This window comes from Haloechinothrix halophila YIM 93223 (assembly GCF_000504245.1).
In the GTDB taxonomy this organism is placed as follows: Bacteria; Actinomycetota; Actinomycetes; order Mycobacteriales; family Pseudonocardiaceae; genus Haloechinothrix_A; species Haloechinothrix_A halophila.
Genome location: NZ_KI632509.1, coordinates 1,748,077 through 1,768,743 on the forward strand (window position 1 = coordinate 1,748,077; position 20,667 = coordinate 1,768,743).

General features: G+C 63.4%; 16 protein-coding genes. 10 read left to right on the forward strand and 6 right to left on the reverse strand.

What is annotated here, in order from left to right; genetic code table 11:
- Nucleotides 1-9: 9 nt before the first annotated feature.
- On the forward strand, nucleotides 10-1,443 hold the full coding sequence (gene ahcY, locus AMYHA_RS08030) for an adenosylhomocysteinase (RefSeq protein WP_034269570.1): 1,434 nt from the start codon (nucleotides 10-12) through the stop codon (nucleotides 1,441-1,443).
- A 37-nt stretch (nucleotides 1,444-1,480) separates the two neighbouring features.
- Nucleotides 1,481-1,795, forward strand: a complete 315-nt coding sequence (locus tag AMYHA_RS08035; protein WP_034269573.1) for a hypothetical protein — start codon at nucleotides 1,481-1,483, stop codon at nucleotides 1,793-1,795.
- Nucleotides 1,796-1,862: 67 nt separating this feature from the next.
- Here AMYHA_RS08035 and AMYHA_RS08040 read toward each other — a convergent pair whose 3' ends face one another.
- Nucleotides 1,863-2,819, reverse strand: a complete 957-nt coding sequence (locus AMYHA_RS08040) for an LLM class flavin-dependent oxidoreductase (RefSeq protein ID WP_231104656.1) — start codon at nucleotides 2,817-2,819, stop codon at nucleotides 1,863-1,865.
- Between the two features lie 295 nt (nucleotides 2,820-3,114).
- On the opposite strand from AMYHA_RS08040, the gene AMYHA_RS08045 reads away from it, so the two are divergent.
- From AMYHA_RS08045 to AMYHA_RS08055, 3 genes are all read left to right on the forward strand, one after another.
- A complete protein-coding gene (locus AMYHA_RS08045; protein WP_034269577.1) occupies nucleotides 3,115-4,275 on the forward strand; it encodes a cobalamin-independent methionine synthase II family protein in 1,161 nt (386 codons plus the stop codon).
- A 193-nt stretch (nucleotides 4,276-4,468) separates the two neighbouring features.
- The gene (locus tag AMYHA_RS08050; protein WP_034269579.1) at nucleotides 4,469-5,830 is read left to right on the forward strand and encodes an L-serine ammonia-lyase; all 1,362 of its coding nucleotides are present in this window, start codon (nucleotides 4,469-4,471) and stop codon (nucleotides 5,828-5,830) included.
- Nucleotides 5,824-8,262, forward strand: coding sequence for a bifunctional FO biosynthesis protein CofGH (locus tag AMYHA_RS08055; protein ID WP_269189739.1), 2,439 nt, complete (start codon nucleotides 5,824-5,826; stop codon nucleotides 8,260-8,262). Before AMYHA_RS08050 ends, AMYHA_RS08055 begins: the two co-directional genes overlap by 7 nt.
- 170 nt (nucleotides 8,263-8,432) lie before the next feature.
- Here AMYHA_RS08055 and AMYHA_RS08060 read toward each other — a convergent pair whose 3' ends face one another.
- From AMYHA_RS08060 to AMYHA_RS08070, 3 genes are read right to left on the reverse strand one after another with little or no spacing between them, the layout of a single operon-like run.
- Complete coding sequence (locus AMYHA_RS08060; RefSeq protein WP_034269582.1) at nucleotides 8,433-9,311, reverse strand: FAD binding domain-containing protein; 879 nt, start codon at nucleotides 9,309-9,311, stop codon at nucleotides 8,433-8,435.
- Nucleotides 9,312-9,337: 26 nt separating this feature from the next.
- Complete coding sequence (locus AMYHA_RS08065; RefSeq protein ID WP_034269585.1) at nucleotides 9,338-10,447, reverse strand: DUF917 domain-containing protein; 1,110 nt, start codon at nucleotides 10,445-10,447, stop codon at nucleotides 9,338-9,340.
- Between the two features lie 53 nt (nucleotides 10,448-10,500).
- Nucleotides 10,501-12,054 carry a hydantoinase/oxoprolinase family protein gene (locus tag AMYHA_RS08070; RefSeq protein WP_034269588.1) on the reverse strand — a complete coding sequence of 518 codons (1,554 nt, stop codon included), beginning with the start codon at nucleotides 12,052-12,054 and terminating at the stop codon, nucleotides 10,501-10,503.
- Nucleotides 12,055-12,601: 547 nt separating this feature from the next.
- On the opposite strand from AMYHA_RS08070, the gene fgd reads away from it, so the two are divergent.
- Together fgd and cofC are read left to right on the forward strand one after the other, a co-directional pair.
- The gene (fgd, locus tag AMYHA_RS08075) at nucleotides 12,602-13,606 is read left to right on the forward strand and encodes a glucose-6-phosphate dehydrogenase (coenzyme-F420) (protein WP_034276356.1); all 1,005 of its coding nucleotides are present in this window, start codon (nucleotides 12,602-12,604) and stop codon (nucleotides 13,604-13,606) included.
- A 20-nt stretch (nucleotides 13,607-13,626) separates the two neighbouring features.
- Nucleotides 13,627-14,373: a 2-phospho-L-lactate guanylyltransferase gene (gene cofC, locus AMYHA_RS26910; RefSeq protein WP_169732908.1), complete on the forward strand. Its 747-nt coding sequence runs from the start codon at nucleotides 13,627-13,629 to the stop codon at nucleotides 14,371-14,373.
- A gap of 34 nt (nucleotides 14,374-14,407) precedes the next feature.
- Here cofC and AMYHA_RS08080 read toward each other — a convergent pair whose 3' ends face one another.
- Nucleotides 14,408-15,376: an adenylate/guanylate cyclase domain-containing protein gene (locus tag AMYHA_RS08080; RefSeq protein ID WP_051399668.1), complete on the reverse strand. Its 969-nt coding sequence runs from the start codon at nucleotides 15,374-15,376 to the stop codon at nucleotides 14,408-14,410.
- Complete coding sequence (locus tag AMYHA_RS08085) at nucleotides 15,373-16,254, reverse strand: DeoR/GlpR family DNA-binding transcription regulator (protein ID WP_231104657.1); 882 nt, start codon at nucleotides 16,252-16,254, stop codon at nucleotides 15,373-15,375. Before AMYHA_RS08085 ends, AMYHA_RS08080 begins: the two co-directional genes overlap by 4 nt.
- Nucleotides 16,255-16,341: 87 nt before the next feature.
- On the opposite strand from AMYHA_RS08085, the gene tal reads away from it, so the two are divergent.
- The 3 genes from tal (at nucleotide 16,342) to tkt (ending at nucleotide 20,663) form a co-directional block, all read left to right on the forward strand.
- Nucleotides 16,342-17,451 (forward strand): transaldolase, encoded by a 1,110-nt coding sequence (gene tal / locus AMYHA_RS08090; protein ID WP_034269590.1) that lies wholly within the window; start codon nucleotides 16,342-16,344, stop codon nucleotides 17,449-17,451.
- A 1-nt stretch (nucleotide 17,452) separates the two neighbouring features.
- Complete coding sequence (gene gnd / locus AMYHA_RS08095) at nucleotides 17,453-18,472, forward strand: phosphogluconate dehydrogenase (NAD(+)-dependent, decarboxylating) (RefSeq protein ID WP_034269592.1); 1,020 nt, start codon at nucleotides 17,453-17,455, stop codon at nucleotides 18,470-18,472.
- Nucleotides 18,473-18,554: 82 nt separating this feature from the next.
- Nucleotides 18,555-20,663 (forward strand): transketolase, encoded by a 2,109-nt coding sequence (tkt, locus tag AMYHA_RS08100; RefSeq protein ID WP_034269595.1) that lies wholly within the window; start codon nucleotides 18,555-18,557, stop codon nucleotides 20,661-20,663.
- Nucleotides 20,664-20,667 lie beyond the last annotated feature (4 nt).

The following is a 20,667-nucleotide window of genomic DNA, read 5'->3' on the forward strand; positions in this document are numbered from 1 at the left end:
TGTATTGCGATGACATTTGATTATGAGATTGCCGATATCGGGCTCGCTGACTTCGGTCGTAAGGAGATCCGGCTCGCCGAGCACGAGATGCCGGGACTGATGGCTACTCGGAGGGACTACGCGCCACTGCAGCCATTGCGCGGTGCGCGGATCACCGGTTCACTGCACATGACGATCCAGACCGCCGTACTCATCGAGACGTTGGTGGCGTTGGGCGCCGAGGTCCGATGGGCGAGCTGCAACATCTTCTCCACCCAGGACCATGCGGCGGCAGCGGTCGTCGTCGGTCCGGACGGCACGGCGGACGAACCGCGCGGTGTTCCGGTGTTCGCCTGGAAAGGCGAGACGCTCGAAGAGTACTGGGCATGCACCGAGAAGGCACTGTGCTGGCCGGACGGCGGGCCGAACATGATTCTCGACGACGGCGGCGACGCGACCATGCTGGTGCATAAGGGTGTTGAGCACGAAAAGGCCGGTACGATACCGAATCCCGCCGAGGCGGAGAACGAGGAGCACCGGGTGGTCCTCGGCCTTCTCGAGCGTTCGTTGCGTCACGATGGCGAGCGTTGGACCACCATCGCCAACGACATTCGCGGTGTAACGGAAGAGACCACAACCGGCGTGCACAGGCTCTATGAGATGTACACAGCCGGTTCGTTGCTATTCCCCGCTATCAACGTCAATGATTCCGTGACGAAATCGAAGTTCGACAACAAGTACGGTTGTCGGCACTCGGTCGTCGATGGCCTCAATAGGGCTACGGACGTGCTGATCGGGGGCAAGGTCGCCGTCGTATGTGGCTACGGTGACGTGGGTAAGGGGTGTGCGGACGCGCTGCGAGGCCAAGGTGCGCGGGTCATCGTGACAGAGATCGACCCGATTTGTGCGCTGCAGGCCGCCATGGATGGTTATCAAGTGGACACCATGGACAACGTGGTCGATGCCGCTGACATCTTCGTCACGACGACGGGGAACTTTGACGTGATCACCGCGGATCACATGAGTCGCATGAAGCATCAGGCGATCGTGTGCAACATCGGACACTTCGACAACGAGATCGACACCGCGGGCCTCAGTGCGGTTCCCGGCATCGTGCGGGAGAACATCAAGCCACAGGTGGACGAGTGGACCTTCCCTGACGGGCACTCAGTCATCATGCTCGCCGAAGGCAGGCTGATGAACCTGGGCTGCGCGACGGGGCATCCGAGCTTTGTGATGTCCAACAGCTTCACCAACCAGACGATCGCGCAGATCGAACTGTTCACAAAGTCGAGCGATTACCCAGTTGGCGTGTACATGTTGCCCAAGCATCTCGACGAGAAGGTCGCCCGACTGCACCTGGACGCCCTCGGCGTCAGGCTGACGACGTTGACGGAAGAACAAGCCAGCTATATCGGCGTCGCCGTCGACGGCCCGTACAAGCCAGATCATTACCGCTACTGAGAATCAGGCGTTAAGCGAACTTGGAGGTTGAGCTGCGATGACGACACACGTATTTTTCCTTAATAAACTACGGCAGGACTGCGATCGTGACGAGTACGAGCGGTGGCTCCGCGAGGTGGATTACCCGACAGCGCGCTCGTTGAGCTCGATCGAAGACTATCGTGTGGTTCGGCTGGAGGGAATGCTCTCCGAGTCGGAGCTGCCCTGTGACTATGTGGAGATTGTCGAAATCTCTGACCTGGATGCCTACGCGAAAGACATCGGGGATTTTCCCGGGCGTGAGCGCTTTCTCGAGCAGTTGGCGTCCTTCGTCGACGACGCGATCATCACGCACGGTACGGTGATCGAGTAGATCGTTCGTGAGATGAGTGGGCCCGGCACCGTGTGGTGCCGGGCCCTATTCTCGTCAACGGTGGTCGTTAGGAAAGTCGTGGTAGGACTTTGTCGGCGACGAGCTTGAGCTCATCGGTAGCGCCACCGGGGTTGACTGGTGCGAGCACGACGCTGGTCGCACCGGCATCGAGCAGGTTGCGAACCTTGTCAGTGACCTCGTCCGGGTTGCCAGCGATCGCCATCTCTTCCACCCATTCGTCGGGCATGTTCTTGGCAAGCTCGTCAACGCCGCCCTCGATCAGCTCCTTGAGCTTGTCGTTCCACCCGAGCGCACCGCTCAGGGGGTTGTGCGGACCAAGCGCCGTTAGGTACATCGCCAGCGCGGGGCGAACAGCCTCTCGTGCTGCCGCGCCATCCTCTGCCACGCTGGACAGCGCGAAGACCGGAACCTGATGCTCGGTTCGGTTCGCGGCACGCATGCCCTTCCGGATGTGCTCCAGTGCTGCTCTGACGTAGGTAGGGCCAGCGAGAACACTGACGATCGTTCCTTCGGCGATCTTGCCGGAGAGCTCGAGTGACTTCGGCCCCACAACGCCGGTCAACAGCGGAATGTCATCGGGAGCGGGGTGGGCCAATGCTACTGAGCGGAACGTGAACTGCTTACCTTCGTCGTCGAGAGTCTCCCCGCGCAGCAGCTTCCTGATTCCGCTGACGCACTCGTCGAGCGCGCTCAGCGGTGACCGCGCGGTGATGCCCATCTGGTCGGTCCAGACGGGAACCCCGTGGCCGATCCCAGGTACGAAGCGTCCGGGGTAGGTGCGAGCGAGGCTGGCGATCTCCATCGCGGACACGGCTGGGTGCCGAGCTACCGCGGCGATCAGGCCGAGATTCACCGAGATTCGATGTGTCGCCTGCAACGCCGCAGCGGAGGCCGCGAAGCCGCCGTACATGAAGTAGTCCTCCGCGACCCAGAGTTCACCGAAGCCCAGCTCCTCGACCAGGGCCGCGGTGGGTCCGACTTCCTCCGGAGGCGTTGTGGTCATGACAAGTACGCCCAAGGGGGTGGTGTTCATCAGGTGTGCTCCAGACGGAGTTCGACCGGCGCGCCGCCGGAATCGGATACTTTGAGGACGATTGTCCTCTCGGTGTGAGCCTTCGAGTATTGCCAGATATGGCAAGAAACCGGGTTGTTCCCTGTGCGATGGGTCAATTGTTCAGGTTGGTGCACGGGGATAGTTTGACCAAAAGGGTATAACGCAGCACGTAGGTTCGTATTTGTATCGACGGCTCACCTCTGCTGCGGCGCCGTCGCTGTCTGTGAAAGGATTTTCTTCAGTCATGAAACGCAGCGTTGACCGAGTATTGACGACTCACACCGGGAGTTTCGAACGTCCAGAGGACCTCAACGAGCTGCTCCTGAACCAGGTGCTCGGTAAAGGTGTGGACCAGGAGCTCTTCGAGAAGCGAGCCCGCGAGGCGACAGCCGACATCGTGGCGCAGCAGGTCGAGTGCGGACTCGACGTCGTATCCGACGGCGAGGCAGCGAAGCCGGGATACCTGGAGTACGCCGGTAGCCGGATTGAGGGCTTCGGAGAGGAGATCGACGCCTCCGAGGTGTTCCAATTTGGGGATATGGCCGACTTTCCTGAGATCGCATACCGGATCTACAAGGACACGGTAGTCAAGATTCCGGTGTGTACCGGCCCACTGCGGTACACTGGCTTCGAGCACGTCAACCGGGACATCGCGAACCTCACCGCGGCGCTGGAACGGACGCCGGCAACCGAGGCATTCATTCCAGCCGTCTCGCCGGGTCTGCTGGCCATGAGCGCGCCAAATCGCTATTACAAGAACTACGACGAGTATGTCCTCGCGGTAGGCGAGGCGTTGAACGCGGAGTACCGCGCCATCGTTGATGCCGGGTTCCTGTTGCAGATCGACTCTCCCGATCTCGCGCTGGGATTCGACATGCACACCTGGATGCGTGACCAGGTGGAGTCCCGTGGCTTCCGCACCGTTCAGGATCTGCACGTCGATGCCCTGAATGTCGCGCTGCAAGGCATCTCGTCTGAAAGCGTCCGCATGCATCTGTGCTGGGCGAACTACAACGGACCGCACCGGAACGATATCCCGCTCCAGGATGCTCTTGAGCCCGCGTTCCGGGCCAACGTGTGTGGTATCAACTTCGAGGCCGCCAACCCTGCCCACGCACACGAGTGGGAGGTGTTCACCGACATGAAACTGCCGGACGGCAAGGTGATCATCCCGGGCCTTGTCGACTCGAAGACTGAGATCGTCGAGCGCCCAGAACTGATCGCGCAGCGCGTCAAGCAGTTCGCGAACCTCGTCGGGCAGGAGAACATGATCGCCGGAGTCGACTGCGGGTTCGGCACTTTCGTCAATGTGCTGATGGTGAATCCGCGGATCGCGTGGATGAAACTCCGCGCGCTGGTCGAGGGAGCCGAGCGGGCAAGCGAGGACTTGGCGAAGGGCAAGTAGGCCAAGTGGTCGATTGGCCTCGTGCCCGGGAGTGATAGGGACCGCCATGGTTCCGAACGGCACACCGGCCCCCATGCCCGTACGGCGCATGCGGGGCCGGTGTTGCCCATGGCGATGATTCAGGAACTGGGTGACGGGCCTCTGGCGGCTCTGTCCAGTGATGGCGCCCGGCTCGACCAGAGGAGATCTTGTCTTGTCGCTCAGCGTGTTCGACCTGTTCAGCATCGGGATCGGCCCGTCCAGCTCGCATACCGTTGGGCCCATGCGGGCGGCCCTGCGTTTCGTGGTCGAACTGCGCGAGCGAGGGCAGCTGACCGATACCGCGCGGATACGTGTGTGTCTATACGGGTCACTCGGCGCGACCGGCAGCGGACACGGTAGCGATACAGCGGTTCTGCTCGGTTTGTGTGGTGAGCAGCCGGAGACCGTGGACGTAGAGTCCATTCCAGCTCGTGTTGCCGGTATCAGGTCTCTGGAGCGACTGCTGCTCGATGGTGTGCATGAGGTGCGCTTCACCGAGAAGTCCGATCTACGGCTCAGCGCGAATGAGTCACTGCCGCTGCATCCGAACGGTATGCGCTTTACCGCGTTCGATGGCGACGAATTCGTCGTCCTTGAGCGGATCTACTACTCCGTGGGCGGCGGCTTCATCGTCGATGACACGGTGCGGGACTCGTCGTCGTCTCAGCCTGTACCGTATCCGTTCGATTCAGCGGCCGAACTCCTCGCTCTCGCGTCGAAGAACGACCGTCCGATCAGCGCCATCGTGCTTGGTAACGAGCAAGCCTGGCGCGCGCTGCCCGCGATCAGAACCGGTTTGGATGAGATCTGGTACGCCATGAGTGACTGCGTGCGCGCGGGAATGGCCACCGAAGGAGTGCTTCCTGAGGGTCTGAGAGTTCGCCGCCGTGCTGCCGCCCTGTACGAACAGCTGTCGTCGACCGCCGCCGCCGATGATGGGCTGCGTTGGATGGACTGGGTGATGCTTTACGCTCTCGAGGTCAACGAGGAGAACGCCGCGGGTGGCAGGGTGGTCACCGCGCCGACGAACGGCGCGGCGGGAATCGTGCCCGCTGTGCTGCATTACTACCGCCGCTTCGTGGCCGGCGCAGATGAGGAGGGAGTGCGTCGCTTCCTCCTTACCGCGGGCGCCGTGGCCATGCTGTTCAAGTCGGGCGCCTCTATTTCCGGTGCGGAAGCCGGTTGTCAGGCAGAGGTCGGGTCCGCATGTGCGATGGCGGCGGCAGGGCTGACCGAGGTGCTCGGCGGCTCCCCTGAGCAGGTGGAGAACGCGGCGGAGATCGCTGTGGAGCACAACCTCGGGCTTACCTGTGATCCGGTCGGCGGTCTGGTGCAGATTCCCTGTATCGAACGCAACGCCGTGGCAGCCGTGAAGGCCATCACCGCGGCTCGGATGGCGATGCACGCCGATGGCCGTCACCGGGTATCCCTTGATCAGGCCATCGCGACGGTCCCCGAAACCGGGGCGGACATGAACGACAAGTACAAGGAGACCGCGCTCGGCGGTTTAGCGGTGAACGTGACGGTGTGCTGACAGCGTGCGTCGTCGTTTTACCGGGTGGGCTTCGACGAAGGGAAGGCGCCGCGATGGATCGGCACAAGTGCGAAGAGAACCGGCTCGCCGACGGACCGCTTGAGGAGCTGCTTTCGGCCGCGCGCGCGACACGGGACGCACGGTTCGGGACGAGGGTGACCTACTCGCCGAAGGTGTTCATACCGCTGACGATGTTGTGCCGCGATCGGTGTGGATACTGCACCTTCGCGAAGTCACCCGCGCGTACGGACGCCCCCTACCTGACCCCCGATGAGGTGCTGTCGATCGCGATGCGAGGCGCAGAGGCAGGATGCCACGAGGCGCTGTTCACGTTGGGTGAGTACCCGGAGGATCGCTACCCGGTAGCGCGGGAGTGGCTAACCAAGCATGGATATAGCTCCACAGTGGACTACCTAGCCGCGATGTGCGAGCTGGTCCGTGACGAAACCGGGTTGCTCCCGCACGCGAACGCGGGTGCGCTGAGCAAGGACGAGCTCGCGCGGCTGCGAGAGGTGTCGGCCAGCCAAGGAATGATGGTGGAATCTCTCAATCGGGATCTGGCAGCTCATCGCGGTGCTCCTGACAAGTGGCCGGAGCGGCGATTGGCGACGCTGGAAGCAGCTGGCGAGCTCGCTATCCCGTTCACCACCGGAATCCTTGTCGGAATCGGAGAGTCCCGCGGCGACCGACTGCATGCGATCCGCGCGATCGCGGAATCGCACCGGCGCCATGGCCACGTCCAAGAAGTCATCGTGCAGAACTTCGTGCCAAAACCGGACACCGCGATGCGTAACGCGGCGCCGTGCGAGCCGGAAGAGTTTCTCCGTGCGATCGCGATGGCACGCGTGGTCCTCCCTCCCGATGTTCACCTGCAGGCTCCGCCGAATCTGGTCGACGACTTCGGATCCCTGTTGGACGCGGGCATCGATGACTGGGGTGGTGTATCCCCGGTTACGCGTGACCATGTCAATCCGGAATGCGAGTGGCCGGAGCTGGAACGGCTCCGGACGGTGACGGAACGGCGAGGCAAGGTGCTCGCGCCTCGGTTGACGGTCTATCCGGAGTTCGCGGAAGCCGCTCCGTACTGGCTGGCCGATGGCATGCGGTTCCCGGTGCTTGATCGTTCGGACGCGGCGTACCTCGGCAGGGACGATCCCGGTGCGTTGTTCCCTGAGCGGCACAAGGACGCACACAATGTGGGCACGGGAGCCGAGGTGAAGCTGACCGGCAGGAGCTCGACCGCATGGTATTCGGGAGCGGTCGGCACGCCTCCGGCCCTTGTTCCCGGACGCGCTGATGCGAGCGTGACGGGAGCGGTTCGGGAGACCCTACGGTCGGCTCTGGCCGGCGAGGAGCTGGGTGAGGCCGAGATCGTCACCTTGCTCTCCGCGCGTGGCCCTGAAGTCGCGGCTGTGGCCGAGGTAGCTGACGAACTTCGCGCCACCGCCGTGGGCGACGCTGTGACGTACGTGCGCAACCGCAATATCAACTACACCAATGTGTGCACGTTCAAATGCCGGTTCTGCGGATTCGCCAAGGGACCGTTGTCGTTGAACTTGCGTGGCAAACCGTACCTGCTTGACATGGCGGAGATAGCCGAACGCGCTCAGGAGGCGTGGGAGCTCGGTTGCACCGAGGTTTGCCTGCAGGGCGGGATCCATCCCAGCTTCGATGGTGAGCACTACATCGAGGTGTGCCGCGCGGTGAAGCGAGTGGTCCCCGAGATTCATGTTCATGGCTTCACCGCACTCGAGGTGACCGAGGGAGCGCGCAGGCTCGACGAACCACTGGAGAGTTACCTGAAGCGGTTGAAGGATGCCGGACTACGCTCGTTGCCTGGTACGGCTGCCGAGATCCTCGACGACGATATCCGGGCGATACTGTGTCCGGACAAACTCAGCACAGAGGAATGGCTTGAGTGCCACCGTGTCGCTCATAACGTGGGATTGCGTTCCAACATCACGATGATGTTCGGCTCGGTTGAGCAGCCGGTGCATTGGGCGCGGCACATGCTGCGAACTCGTGAGCTGCAGCGAGAGACGGGCGGTTTCACCGAGTTCGTCGGTTTGCCATTCGTGCACATGGCGGCGCCCATCTATCTCAAACGCCAGGCCCGCCGTGGTCCTACCTGGCGCGAGGTCGTCCTCGTGCACGCGGTCGCTCGCATCGTCTACCACGGGCTCATCGACCACATTCAGGCGTCCTGGGTCAAGATCGGCCTGTCCGGCGTCAGCCAGCTCCTGCGGGCCGGTGTCGATGACGTCGGGGGCACTCTGATGGACGAGAACATCAGCCGCGCGGCGGGAGCGAGTCATGGCCAGCAGATCGACGAAGCTCGACTCGCCGACATGGTGTCTGGCCTCGGACGTCGACTCGCACGCCGAGACACCCTCTACCAGCTTGTAGAACCGACGGCAGCCAGACTCCGATGAGCACGGAGTGCATGGATGTTGGCGCCGCCCGCCGGGAGCATCGTACCCCGATGCTCCCGGCGGCGGGCCCGTTGATCAGGAACTTCGGCGCTCGAACTGGTGAATGCGGAGAAACGTCGGCTCCCGGGCACGTCGCGTACCCGGGAGCCGGAGAATACTAGCGAGTTCGGCTATGTTGATGCGGCCGATGTGCGTTCGACGCGCTTCAGCGCACGGCGGATCAGCGTGGGCAGCACCTCAAGGCGGTACCATCCCGGTGCGTCCAAACCATCGCGTGCGGTGCATTCGGCGGCAGCCGCGGCGCCCGCTCGGTCGATCACCGTGTCGTGGAGCGACTGGCCGGTGAGTTCAGCCGCGGCGGCTTCGCACAGCCGTGCCACCGGCTCGACGCTACCCGCCGCGATTCGCGCACCTCCCACGGTGCCATCCTCGTCGAGGTCTATCGAGACACCGACATTCGCGATGGCGTACTCACCTGCCGCGCGAACCGTGATTCGCTCGAATGCCGAGTGCCGAGTGGACGGTGCTCGCACAGTCACCCGGGTGATGAGCTCACCCGTCGGCCGGTTGCCGCGGGACGCGAGGTAGGACTGGATGTCGAGGCGACTGAACCCTGTCGGGGTGCACAGCTCGAGCTCGGCGTCGGCCGCGAGCAGAGCTGGTACAAGGTCGGCTTCGGCAAAAGCTGTGGTCGCGATGTTTCCACTGAGGGTCGCGGTGTTTCGCACCTGGGGAAAGGCGGACACGCCTGCGGCCTCCGCGACGCACGAGAACGCCGTGCCGCCGTTGATCGCCGCGATGTCGGAATGAGTGAGCATCGCACCGAGGGTGACGTCCTTACCGGTGCCCACCTCTCGCAGTCCGGTGAGATGGTGGAGTGATACGTAGTTCGATCGTTGCTGCTCTCTGCGCAAGTGTGCTCGCAGGATCCACGTGCCACCTGCCAGTACCTCGCTGTCCGTGCCGAGTTCGGCAAGGAGACGAGCGGCGTCTCTGGGTGAGGTTGGCCAGTGCACGATGGGGCGCGTGTTGTTGAGGATCGTCGACATCGGGCTGCCCTCCTTGTCGGTGCCGGTTACAGTACGGTGGCCTTCGTCCGCTGCTCGAACGGGACGAACTCCTCGTCGAGGCCGAACGCGCTCGGGCCGATGACATTGAGCGCCTCGGGCGTGCGCATCATTTGTGGTGTGGCTATCGCGAAGACGCGGACACGTTGCCCGTAACGCAGCGCTTCGGCGGTGATCGGTTCACCGGTTTCCAGGTGGAGGACGGTGATCAAGTCGGGTACCACGACTCGCGTGTTTCCGTCGACCCTGGCAACGAGAAACTCGTTCTGGAAGTCGATGGTGCAGGTCGAGTCGGTGTCGAATCCGGTGATCGTGGCGGTCCCCCTGGTGAAACCTTCGACGGTTCGACGTTCAACGTCGACGATCTTTCCGGTGAAGATGGATTCGCCATGTCCGTACAGTGTGTCGGTGAGGGCGTCGCTGAGGGCTTCTGCGGGATCACGGTGGTTCTCCCTGGCTTCACGCAACGTGCGGCCGAGTCGCAATGCGAGTGACAGTGTCCCTGGTATCGCCGTCCTGCGAGCCTCGGCGCCGTTCATCGAGTATTCAGCGATGTAGCTGACTCCGCCGACCTTGATCGCCAGAACTCGCGCCCATCCTTCGAGGCTCTTGTTGTCGTCACCGGTGTCGAGTATCGCGGTGTGCCCGTGCTCGTCGGAGATCGCCAATGGCGATCCGGTGACGCCGTAGATCGCGAAGGTCTCCATTTGGAGTTCGGGGAAGGCCCGCCCCATCCCGTCCGCATCGACGACCGGAATTCCGAGTTGTGAAGCGACGAACAGCGGGATGGTTGAGTTGATACCGCCGCATTCGATGGGCATCGTCGCGGTGGCCTTACATCCCAGGTGGCGTTCCAATGCTTGTAGCGCACTGACCGGTTCAGTGCCGCGTGGTAGTCGCTCTACAAGTACGCTCGGTGCTCCGATGAGCGCGGTGGGGATGATGAGACTGTCGTCGCTGAGTTCGTCGGGACTGATGACTGTGACCGGGCCGTTTCTGCGCAACGCCTCGGACACCAGCGTGCGGCCGATCGTCGGATCTCCGCCGCCGCCGGTACCGAGCAGCGCGGCACCGCGTGCGAGGTCACCGAGGTCGTCAGGGGTGATTTCGAAGGCCATGTTGTGTCCTTCCGGACGGGTTCGGCAAGAAGATGGTCAGCGAAAGTGGGTCATTACGAGTTGTCGAGGATCAGGTTTCCTACGGCGCGCACCCTGACTCTGGTCGCGTTGCCAGGCAGGTAGGCGATCGGAACTTCCTCGACGTCGACGATCTCGACCGATGTGGGGTCGGCGCCCGCCGCGACGGCCTTGTCCACAGCCTCGTGCTTCGCCGTGTCGAGAACCTCATCTCGCTGTCCCGGGGCGATGGGAAAGATCCGATCAACTTCGCCACCGATCTGAGCGATAGCCGCGCCGACCGCGTTGGCTACGGAGTAGTGGTCCGGACGCACCACCTTGGCGGCGCCGGCGAGTTCGTCGGGTAGCAAGATGCTCCCGCCGCCGACCAGTGCCACCGGCACCGGGTTCGAGCTGGTTCGCATCCGGTCGACGGTGGTCGCCACCTGTTCGGCGATCGCGTCGAGCCCGGCCCGGACGAACGCGGAGTCGATGTGGCCAACCAAGCTCGGATCACCGATGGCGGCTTTGCCCGCCGCCACCGCGAGATCGGTCGCCGTCATGGTCTGCCCGCCAAACACCATGGCTTCGTCACGCAACCGGTAGCCGACACTGTCCGGACCGACCGTCACGGTCGCGTTCTCTTCCCGTACGCGGCTGCCGCCGCCTATTCCGACGGACAAGACGTCGGGCATGCGGAAGTTGGTGCGTACCCCACCGACACTTACCTCTGCGGTCGCCTCCCGAGGGAACCCGGACCGCAAGATCCCGACATCGCTCGTGGTTCCACCGACATCGACTACGGCACAATCTTCGAGTCCGGACAGAAACGCGGCACCGCGCATCGAGTTCGTAGGGCCGGAAGCGAACGTGGCAACCGGGTACTCCCGCGCGTAGCCTACGTCCATCAGAGTCCCGTCATTCTGGCTCAGGTAAAGTGGGGCGTGAATACCAGCGTGCGCAAGTGTGGTTGCAAGGCCGGTACATACCTGGTCGGCCAGTTCGCGCAACGCCGCATTGATGACGGTGGCGCTCTCGCGCTCGAGTAGGCCGATTCTGCCGATCTCGTGAGAGGTGCTGATATGCACGCTGGGCAGCTTCTCCCGCAAGAGCGCGGCCACTTCGGCTTCCATCTCGGCGTTCACCGGGCTGAACACCGATGAGATCGCCACGGAGCGAATGCCATGTTCGCCGAGATCAGCCGCGACTCGGTTGATCTCGGAGTAGTCGAGCGCGGAGATCGTTGTACCGTCGAACTCATGGCCGCCGTGGCAGAGATATCCTCGCGCGCTTATCGCCCTCAGGAGGTTGTCGGGCCAGCCCACAAGTGGGGGCAGTGCCTCAGTGACCGGTAGCCCGAGTCGGACGACGGCCGTAGGGCAGAGACGGTCAGCCTCGACGATGGCATTGATGAAGTGCGTGGTGCCAATCATGACCGCTTGGATCGATGCCGGTTCGAATGAATGCTTCCGTCGCAGCTCGTTAAGCGCGTCACTTATGCCGCTGGTGACGTCAGCGCTCGTTGCCGATTTGGTCTCCGCGAGAATTGTGTTTCCGCTGAGGAGAACGGCGTCGGTGTTGGTTCCGCCGACATCAATTCCAATACGCATTAACGTAACCCCACGTTTTGTTCGGGTTGTACGGATGATCAATTGTCATCGGGTTCTCTATCGAGGCAGGAGCCTCGTGTCGCCGTGGTTGTTGTGCCTCCGGTAATGGGGAACGCGGCGCTTAGGTCACTGACGTAGTAGAGGCCCATGCAGTACTTACACCAACAGGCTAGTGCTCAGCCGTACGCCGCGTCCCTAGCTGAGCTGTAGAAAGTCAATCACTCAATTAGTGCAGAGCGCTGGCGTTTACCACGTGGCCACCGCGAGGAACGCCACTCCATGTCGCTGTTTGGTCACAGGCACAGTCTGCCCGGCGGAAATTTGTGGAGAAATAGTAAATCACGGTCTTCTAATGGTTTCTCGTATTCGGTACTGTCTTTTCAGGTCAATTGACGATGCACTCGCAACGCGTGCGACGTGCAGATGAGCGGCGAGCTATTACGCGAAATGCATCAGGTGTTACATATGCGGCGATGTAGAGCGCGCTGTTCCGGGTTGTTCTCGGACCGTAATAGCGACAACGTGACGAGTGCTGGTGGTGAGCCGGATGGTATTGAAAATTGGCTACAAGGCTTCGGCCGAGCAGTTCGGTCCGCGTGACCTTGTGGAGTTCGCCGTCCTCGCGGAACAAGTTGGGCTGGATAGCGTCATGGTGAGCGATCACTACCAGCCATGGCGGCAGAACGGCGGTCACGCACCATTCTCCCTCGCGTGGCTAGCCGCCGTCGGTGAGCGGACGTCACGTGTCGTTCTCGGCACGAGCGTGTTGACTGCGACGTTTCGGTACAACCCTGCCGTGTTGGCGCAGGCGTTCGGCACGCTCGGTTGCCTGTATCCCGGCAGGATTGTGCTCGGCGTCGGCAGTGGGGAGGCGCTGAACGAGGTCGCCGTCGCGCGCGTGAAGTGGCCGGGATTCAAGGAACGGCTTGCGCGGCTGCGGGAAGCCGTTGACCTGATGCGGATGCTGTGGCGTCGCGAGCGGGTGACGTTCGACGGCGAGTATTTCCAGACTCTCGATGCGACAGTGTACGACCGGCCCGATGAGGGAATACCGATCTACATAGCCGCGGGTGGGCCAGTGATGGCGCAGTACGTGGGCGAGCAGGCGGACGGGTTCATCTGCACCAGCGGTAAGGGGATGGAGCTCTATACCGAGAAGCTGTTGCCAGCTGTCGCCGAGGGTGCCAGAAACAGTGGCCGCGAGTTGCGGGATCTCGACCGCATGATCGAGATCAAGCTGTCTTTCGACCCTGATGCGGACAAGGCCATGGAGAACACGCGCTTCTGGGCGCCACTGTCGTTGACTCCGGAGCAGAAGGCGGGCATCGAAGATCCAGCCGAGATGGAGAAGGCGGCCGACGAGCTACCGATCGAGCAGGTCGCTCGCCGCTGGATCGTCACATCGGATCCTGAGGAGGCGCTTGCGCAGATCAAGACTTACGTTGATGCGGGCTTTGATCATCTTGTCTTCCACGGTCCTGGCCACGATCAAGAACGGTTTCTGCGGAGCTTCGCTGAGCAAGTTCTTCCCGGGTTGCGGGCGTTGAGTTGATGGTGCGGAGGGAAGACGCTGTGAACGACTGGAGCATCATCCTGCCGGTGAAATCGTGGACGTCGGCCAAGAGCAGAATGCTACTAGATCTGGGTTTCGCCGAACGAGTCACCTTGGTACAGGCACTCGCGAAAGACACGCTGCGCACGATCTGCGACATGCCAGAGGTAGGCAAGTGCTTTGTGGTGGCCCCGCCGGAGGTCCTGGCGGATCTCGCACGGACAGTTGGTTCGAGACGGTTTCGCGCGGTGGAGGACCACACGGGTGGTGAAGGACCGGATCCGTTGAACTCCGCATTCCGGCAGGGGCGTGCGGCTGCTGTGCAGGAAGGTTATCGACAGGTCGCTTTGCTGGTCGCTGACCTGCCTGGGTTGACCGCGCAGGGACTACGCGATTTCCTGCGATCCGTTCCGCGGCGGTCACCGGCGATGGTGCGAGATAGTGCCGGGACTGGCACCACTGTTCTCGCCAGTCGTAGCGCTGAGTGGCTGCGTCCTGAGTTCGGATCGGGGTCGGCTGAGCGGCATGTTGGTGCGGGCGCTGTTGACGTGACGTCCCAGTGTGATCCGTGGCTGTCGCACGATGTGGATACGCTGTGGGATCTGTGGGCGACACGGGTAACGCCTGGGTCCTTTCTGGAGCACTGGTTCAGCAGATGGAGTGCGCTGCCGGTCGGCTCAGGCGAATCGTCTCTTCGAGTGCCCACCCAGTTCCGCGGCTCGTCATCGGATCAGCATGCCTATCCGCCCAGCAGCGGCATGGGGTGATGACCCACTGTTGGCCCTGAGCTACCACGCTCAACTACCTGTGTTGCTTCGTTAGCCGCATGACGCGTGTCGGGCCGATACCACGCAGCGTGTGCGTTCCGGCCGGGTGTAGTGCGTACTCGGCCTTGGTACTGAGTTCGGTCGCCAGCTGCTGCGTCGTGAGGATGGTGGCGGGTTCGGCCAGACGTGTGAGTCGGCTGGCGAGATTCACGGTTGGGCCGAATACGTCGCCGAGATGACAGATGATCGGGCCGTAGGTGAGACCGATACGCACGGCGGGTATGTCGCGGTCATTGTCAAAGGTGGCGATGAGTTCGGTAGCGATCTCAGCGAGAGTGTCAGTGTCGGCGGCGGCGAAAAGAATTTCGTCACCGAGAAGCTTGATAATAGTGCCGCCGTGTGCGGTGATGGTGTCAGCACCGCGTCCTTCGAATCGTTCGATGATGTGCGTGAGCTCGGTTTCGGACGTGCGGTTGCTGAGCTCGGTGAATCCGACCATGTCGGCGAATCCCACACCGAGGGTCGTCGGGCTGGTTCCGTCGTGATGCGCGTTGAGACGGTTTAGCGCGGCGCGCAGATGGCGTCGCCAGGCGTAGCCGAAGAGCCATTCGAGATCGTGGCTCACGCGGGTGGTGTGCTGTCGTGCCTCCGCGGACTTGTCGTGATCAGGGTTGTCGCGTTGGTCGGATGGTTCGTAGTGGAGTTCGACATGGGATGCGGCCAGTCGGGACATTGCCCGTCCAAGCAGCCTGGTGAAGTGGACCACCTGTGGCTCACTGACCGTGTCATCTGCGACCAGGCTTGTCAGAATGCGAAGAGCATTGATGTCTGAGGCGGTGAACTCCACCTCAGACTCATCGACGTTGGCGAAGCCGAGAGCGCGCCAGAATCTTCGGGCGCGGTGGATCTGTACGTCTGTGGCCGCGGCGACATCACGGCTCGTGTAGTTCCGTGGTTCGCCGAGTATGTCGTCGGCCAGCGATCTGTCGATGGAATGGGTCACTGGCTTTGGCCCTCGTGGTTGTCCCCGATGTGGGTGCCTGTCGGAGCAGGAACAACTGTGTGATGTGTTGGCGGCACTCGAAGTACGCGGTTTCCGTAGCTGCTGATGTCGTTGAGCCCGGTGTCGGTGATGATGAGGTCGGTTTCGTCGATGCTGGCGACTCTGGCCAGTGCGCGCTGGCCGAATTTCGTGCTGTCTGTGACGACGACGACCTCTTCACCTGCTGCGATCATGGCGCGTTTGATGGGCACCTCGAGGGTGTTGGTGTTGGTGATGCCTGCGATGGGATCGATGGCATCGGCGCCGAGGAAGGTCCATTGGGCGGTGTAGTCGCTGAGGAAATCCACGGCTCGTTCGCCGATGAGTGTGAAAACAGAGCCGAGGAGTTCGCCCCCGGTGACGAGTAGTCGCACGTCACTCAGGCTGGCTACGAACTTCGCGATGCGCAGATCGTTGGTTATCACGGTGAGTCCGTTGCGGTCGCGGAGTGCGGCGGCCACCTCGTAGGTGGTGGATCCGCTATCAAGGATGACCGTGTCGCCGTCGCGGACGCGGCTGGCCGCGCTGAGGGCTATGGCGGCCTTCTCGGTGAGGCGCTGTGCTTGTTTTGTGGTGTAGGGAATATCGGTCGCGTTCCCCGGAAGCGGGCGAGCCCCGCCGTGTGTGCGTTGGACCTTGCCAGCCCTGGCTAATGCGTCGAGGTCGCGCCGGATCGTGGACGCATCGACACCGAGCCCCGCGGCCAAGTCTTTGCCTTCGACGTACCCCTCGGCGAGCAGCCGGTGCAGGATTTCGCGCCGACGCGTGCTCGTGGCCATCAGACCCTCCTTGCTCGTGTGCTGCGCGCTCCAGCGTAGCCCGGGGGTGCCATGCGTCATTGACTCTGTATAGATCATACTGCATGATATCGTGCAGAATGTCGCGCGAAAACATGCACGCGCTGATGAAAGCGTGAGGAGTGGGTGATGGCTGACGCGCTGGAGCGCCTGACAGGCGCCGGTGTAGCGGTGTGGCTGGATGATTTGAGCCGGGAACGGCTGGAGTCGGGAAGCCTCGCGGAACTGGTGGCGCATCGGCACGTCACTGGGGTGACGACGAATCCGACGATCTTTCAGCAGTCGATTGCTTCCGGGGCGACCTATCAGCGGCAGTTGGCCGACCTGGCCGCGCTGGATACTCCGGTGGGTGAGGCGGTGCGGTTGGTTACGGCGCATGACGTGCGAGCGGCGTGTGATGTGCTGTGGCCGGTATTCGCTTCTACGTCTGGCGCGGATGGCGTGGTGTCGATCGAAGTGGACCCCGGATTCGCGTACGACGCGGAGCGGACGGTGGCTGAGGCGCGCTTGCTGTCGTGGCTGGTGGATCGGCCGAATGTGTTGATCAAGATTCCGGCCACAGTGGAGTGTCTGCCCGCGATATCGGCCTGTCTTGCCGAAGGGATCAGCGTGAATGTCACCTTGATCTTCTCGTTGGAGCGCTATCGGGCGGTGACCGAGGCGTTTCTGGATGGTTTGGAGCGGGCGCATGCGGCGGGTCGCCCACTGGACGCGATCAACTCGGTCGCCTCGTTCTTCGTTAGCCGGGTTGACACCGAGGTGGACGTCCGGTTGGACACGTTAGGAACTCGGCAGGCACACGCATTGCGTGGGCATGCCGCGATCGCCAACGCCAGGCTTGCCTACGAACACCATGAGCGAGTCGTCGCCACCGAGCGATGGCGACGGTTGGCCGAGCACGGGGCGCGCCCACAACGTCCACTGTGGGCGTCAACGGGTGTGAAAGATCCAGCCTATGACGACACCCGTTACGTGGTGGACCTCGTCGCGCCGGACACGGTCAACACGATGCCCGAAGCCACCCTCGACGCCGTAGCCGACCACGGGCAGGTGCGTGGTGACCGGGTCAGGGCGCACTACGACGAGGCTCGGCACGTGTTCAAGAGTCTGGCTGCGGTAGGAGTCGACATCGATGACGTCGTAACCCAGCTCGAAAAAGAGGGTGTGGCCAAGTTTCAGAAGTCGTGGACGGCGCTGCGTAGCGATATCGCGGCCGCGATGGCGATGAAGGGAGACTGACGTGCAAGTTGGCATGATCGGTGCCGGTCGGATGGGCACGAACCTCGTTCGGCGGTTGCTGCGGGAGCGGCACGAGTGCGTTGTCTACGATGCCGACTCGGAAGCGGTTTCCCAGGTGGAAACCTACGGCGCACTCGGTGCGACCTCGATTCCGGACTTGGTCAGCAAGCTGCAGCCACCCCGAGTGGTGTGGGTGATGGTGCCCGCCGCACTGACCGGTGCGGTAGTGGATGAACTCGCCACCGAGCTCACCGCCGGTGACGTTGTCATTGACGGTGGCAACTCGTACTACCGAGACGACGTAACCCGGGCCGACGCGCTAGCGGAGCACGGCATCGATTATGTCGATGTCGGCACCAGTGGCGGAGTGTTTGGATTGGATCGCGGCTTCTGCTTGATGATCGGCGGCAAGGCCGATGTCGTGGCCCGGCTCGACCCGGTGTTCCGCGCGCTGGCACCTGGTGTGGACGTGGCAGCAAGGACACCCGGCCGAGTCGACGAGCCGTCGACGGAGGAGCGTGGCTACCTGCACTGTGGTCCGGCGGGCGCGGGACATTTTGTGAAGATGGTGCACAACGGAATCGAATACGGCCAAATGGCTGCGTTGGCCGAGGGGCTGGCGATCCTACGGAAGGCGAACATCGGAATGGCCGACCGTGAGAGCAGCGCCGAAGCCGCTCCTCTTGGCGACGCCGAGTTCTACCGCTATGACTTCGACATCGCCGCGATCGCGGAGATGTGGCGGCGAGGCAGTGTCATCAGCTCGTGGCTTGTGGACCTCACTGCCGCCGCGCTGCGTGACGACCCCGAACTGGCGGAGTTCACCGGACAGGTCGCGGACTCCGGTGAAGGCCGCTGGACCGTGCAGGCCGCGGTCGACGAGGGTGTACCCGCCTATGTGCTCACGGCCGCGCTGTACGAACGCTTCAGTTCCCGAAACGAGGGCGACTACGCGGACAAGGCGCTGTCGGCAATGCGTAAGGCCTTCGGCGGGCATATGGAGGTGGGGTCGAACAGATGATTCCACGTGAGGTCGTGCCGGTAGTGTTCGCCTAGGTCGAACTGCTCAAGAGCCAAGATTCGGGTAAGGAAGACGGGATCCCGTGATCGAGAACGCTGCAACACGTGCGAACAACCCGCTGGTTCGACGGAACGTGCCCGCGGACTGGACTGAGCTGGACACCCGTGCGGTGGACACGATTCGTGTGTTGGCCGCTGATGCGGTCGAGCGTTGCGGTAGTGGGCATCCGGGTACTGCGATGAGTTTGGCGCCGGTGGCCTACAGCTTGTTCCAGCGCGTGATGCACCATGATCCGGCTGATCCGTCCTGGCAGGGCAGGGACCGGTTCGTGCTCTCGGCTGGGCATTCTAGTTTGACGCTCTACATCCAGTTGTTCCTCGCGGGCTACGGCCTGGAGCTGGACGATTTGAAGGCGCTGCGCAAGTGGGGTTCGCGCACGCCCGGTCACCCGGAGTACGGCCACACCCCTGGGGTCGAGACGACGACGGGCCCGTTGGGTCAGGGGTTGGCGAACGCGGTGGGGATGGCGATGGCCGCCCGCCGGGAGCGTGGCTTGTTCGACCCGGACGCCCCTGCTGGCACGAGCGTGTTCGACCACCACATCTATGTGATCGCCTCCGATGGTGACATTGAGGAGGGTGTGACGTCGGAGGCGTCGTCGATCGCGGGCCGCCAGGAGCTGGGCAATCTGGTGGTGATCTACGACGACAATCAGATTTCGATCGAGGACGACACCGCGATCGCACTGTCCGAGGACACCGCGGCCCGGTATGAGGCGTATGGCTGGCATGTGCAGACCGTCGCCGGTGGTGAGGACGTCGTCGCGATCGAGGCGGCCCTCGAGGCGGCGAAGGCGGACACGACGCGGCCGTCCATGATTCTGTTGCGCACCCTGATCGGGTATCCGGCTCCGACGCTGGGCGGCACCGGTGCCGCCCACGGTGCCGCGCTGGGGGCGGAGGAGGTCGCCGACGTCAAGCGCATCCTCGGCTTCGATCCGGATCAGCATTTCGCCGTCGACGAGGATGTGCTCACCCACACCCGCGGCGCGACCGAGCGCGGCAAGCGCGCGCATGCCGCGTGGAACGAGCGCTACGACACCTGGGCGGCGGCCCATCCGGAGGCGAAGGCGCTCGCGGACCGGCTCGCCACCCGTGCGCTGCCCGAAGGCTGGACTGAGGCGCTACCTGTGTGGGCGCCGGACGCGAAGGGGGTGGCGACGCGGAAGGCCTCCGGTGAGGTGCTCAACGCGGTGGCCGACGTGTTGCCGGAGTTGTGGGGTGGCTCGGCCGATCTGGCTGGCTCGAACAACACGTTGATCAAGAGTTCGGACTCGTTCGGCCCCGTCTCGTCGAGCACCAGCCAGTTCACCGCCCGGCCATACGGGCGGAACCTGCACTTCGGGGTGCGGGAGCACGCGATGGGCTCGATCCTCAACGGTATCGCGCTGCATGGCGGCACCCGCCCCTACGGCGGCACGTTCCTCATCTTTAGCGACTACATGCGCCCCGCTGTGCGGCTCGCCGCGCTGATGCAGGCCCCGGTGACCTATGTGTGGACCCACGACTCCATCGGGCTCGGCGAGGACGGGCCCACGCACCAGCCGGTCGAGCAGCTCGCGTCGCTGCGCGCCATCCCGGGCTTGAACGTGGTCCGCCCGGCTGATGCCAACGAGACCGCCGCCGCCTGGCGGCGTGCCCTCGAGATCACCGACGCTCCCACCGGGCTGTGCCTCACGCGGCAGAACGTCCCCGTGCTCGACGGCACCCGGGAACTGGCCGCTGAGGGCGTCGCGAAGGGCGGTTACGTGCTCGCCGACGCCGACGGCGGCCCACCGCGGGTGGTGCTCATCGGTACCGGCTCCGAGGTCCAACTCGCGCTCGCCGCCCGCGAGGCGTTGCAGGCCGACGGCGTGCCCACCAGGGTGGTCTCCATGCCGTGTGTCGAATGGTTCGACGCCCAGGACGCCGCCTACCGCGAGAGTGTGCTGCCGCCGTCGGTGACCGCGCGCGTGGCCGTCGAGGCGGGCATCGCCCAGCCGTGGCACCGGTTCGTCGGCGACACCGGCGAGATCGTCTCCCTCGAACACTTCGGCGCCTCGGCGGACTACACCACCCTCTACCGCGAATTCGGCATCACCACCGAAGCCGTCACCACCGCCGCACACCGCTCACTCGCCAACGCAGGGTAGGCGC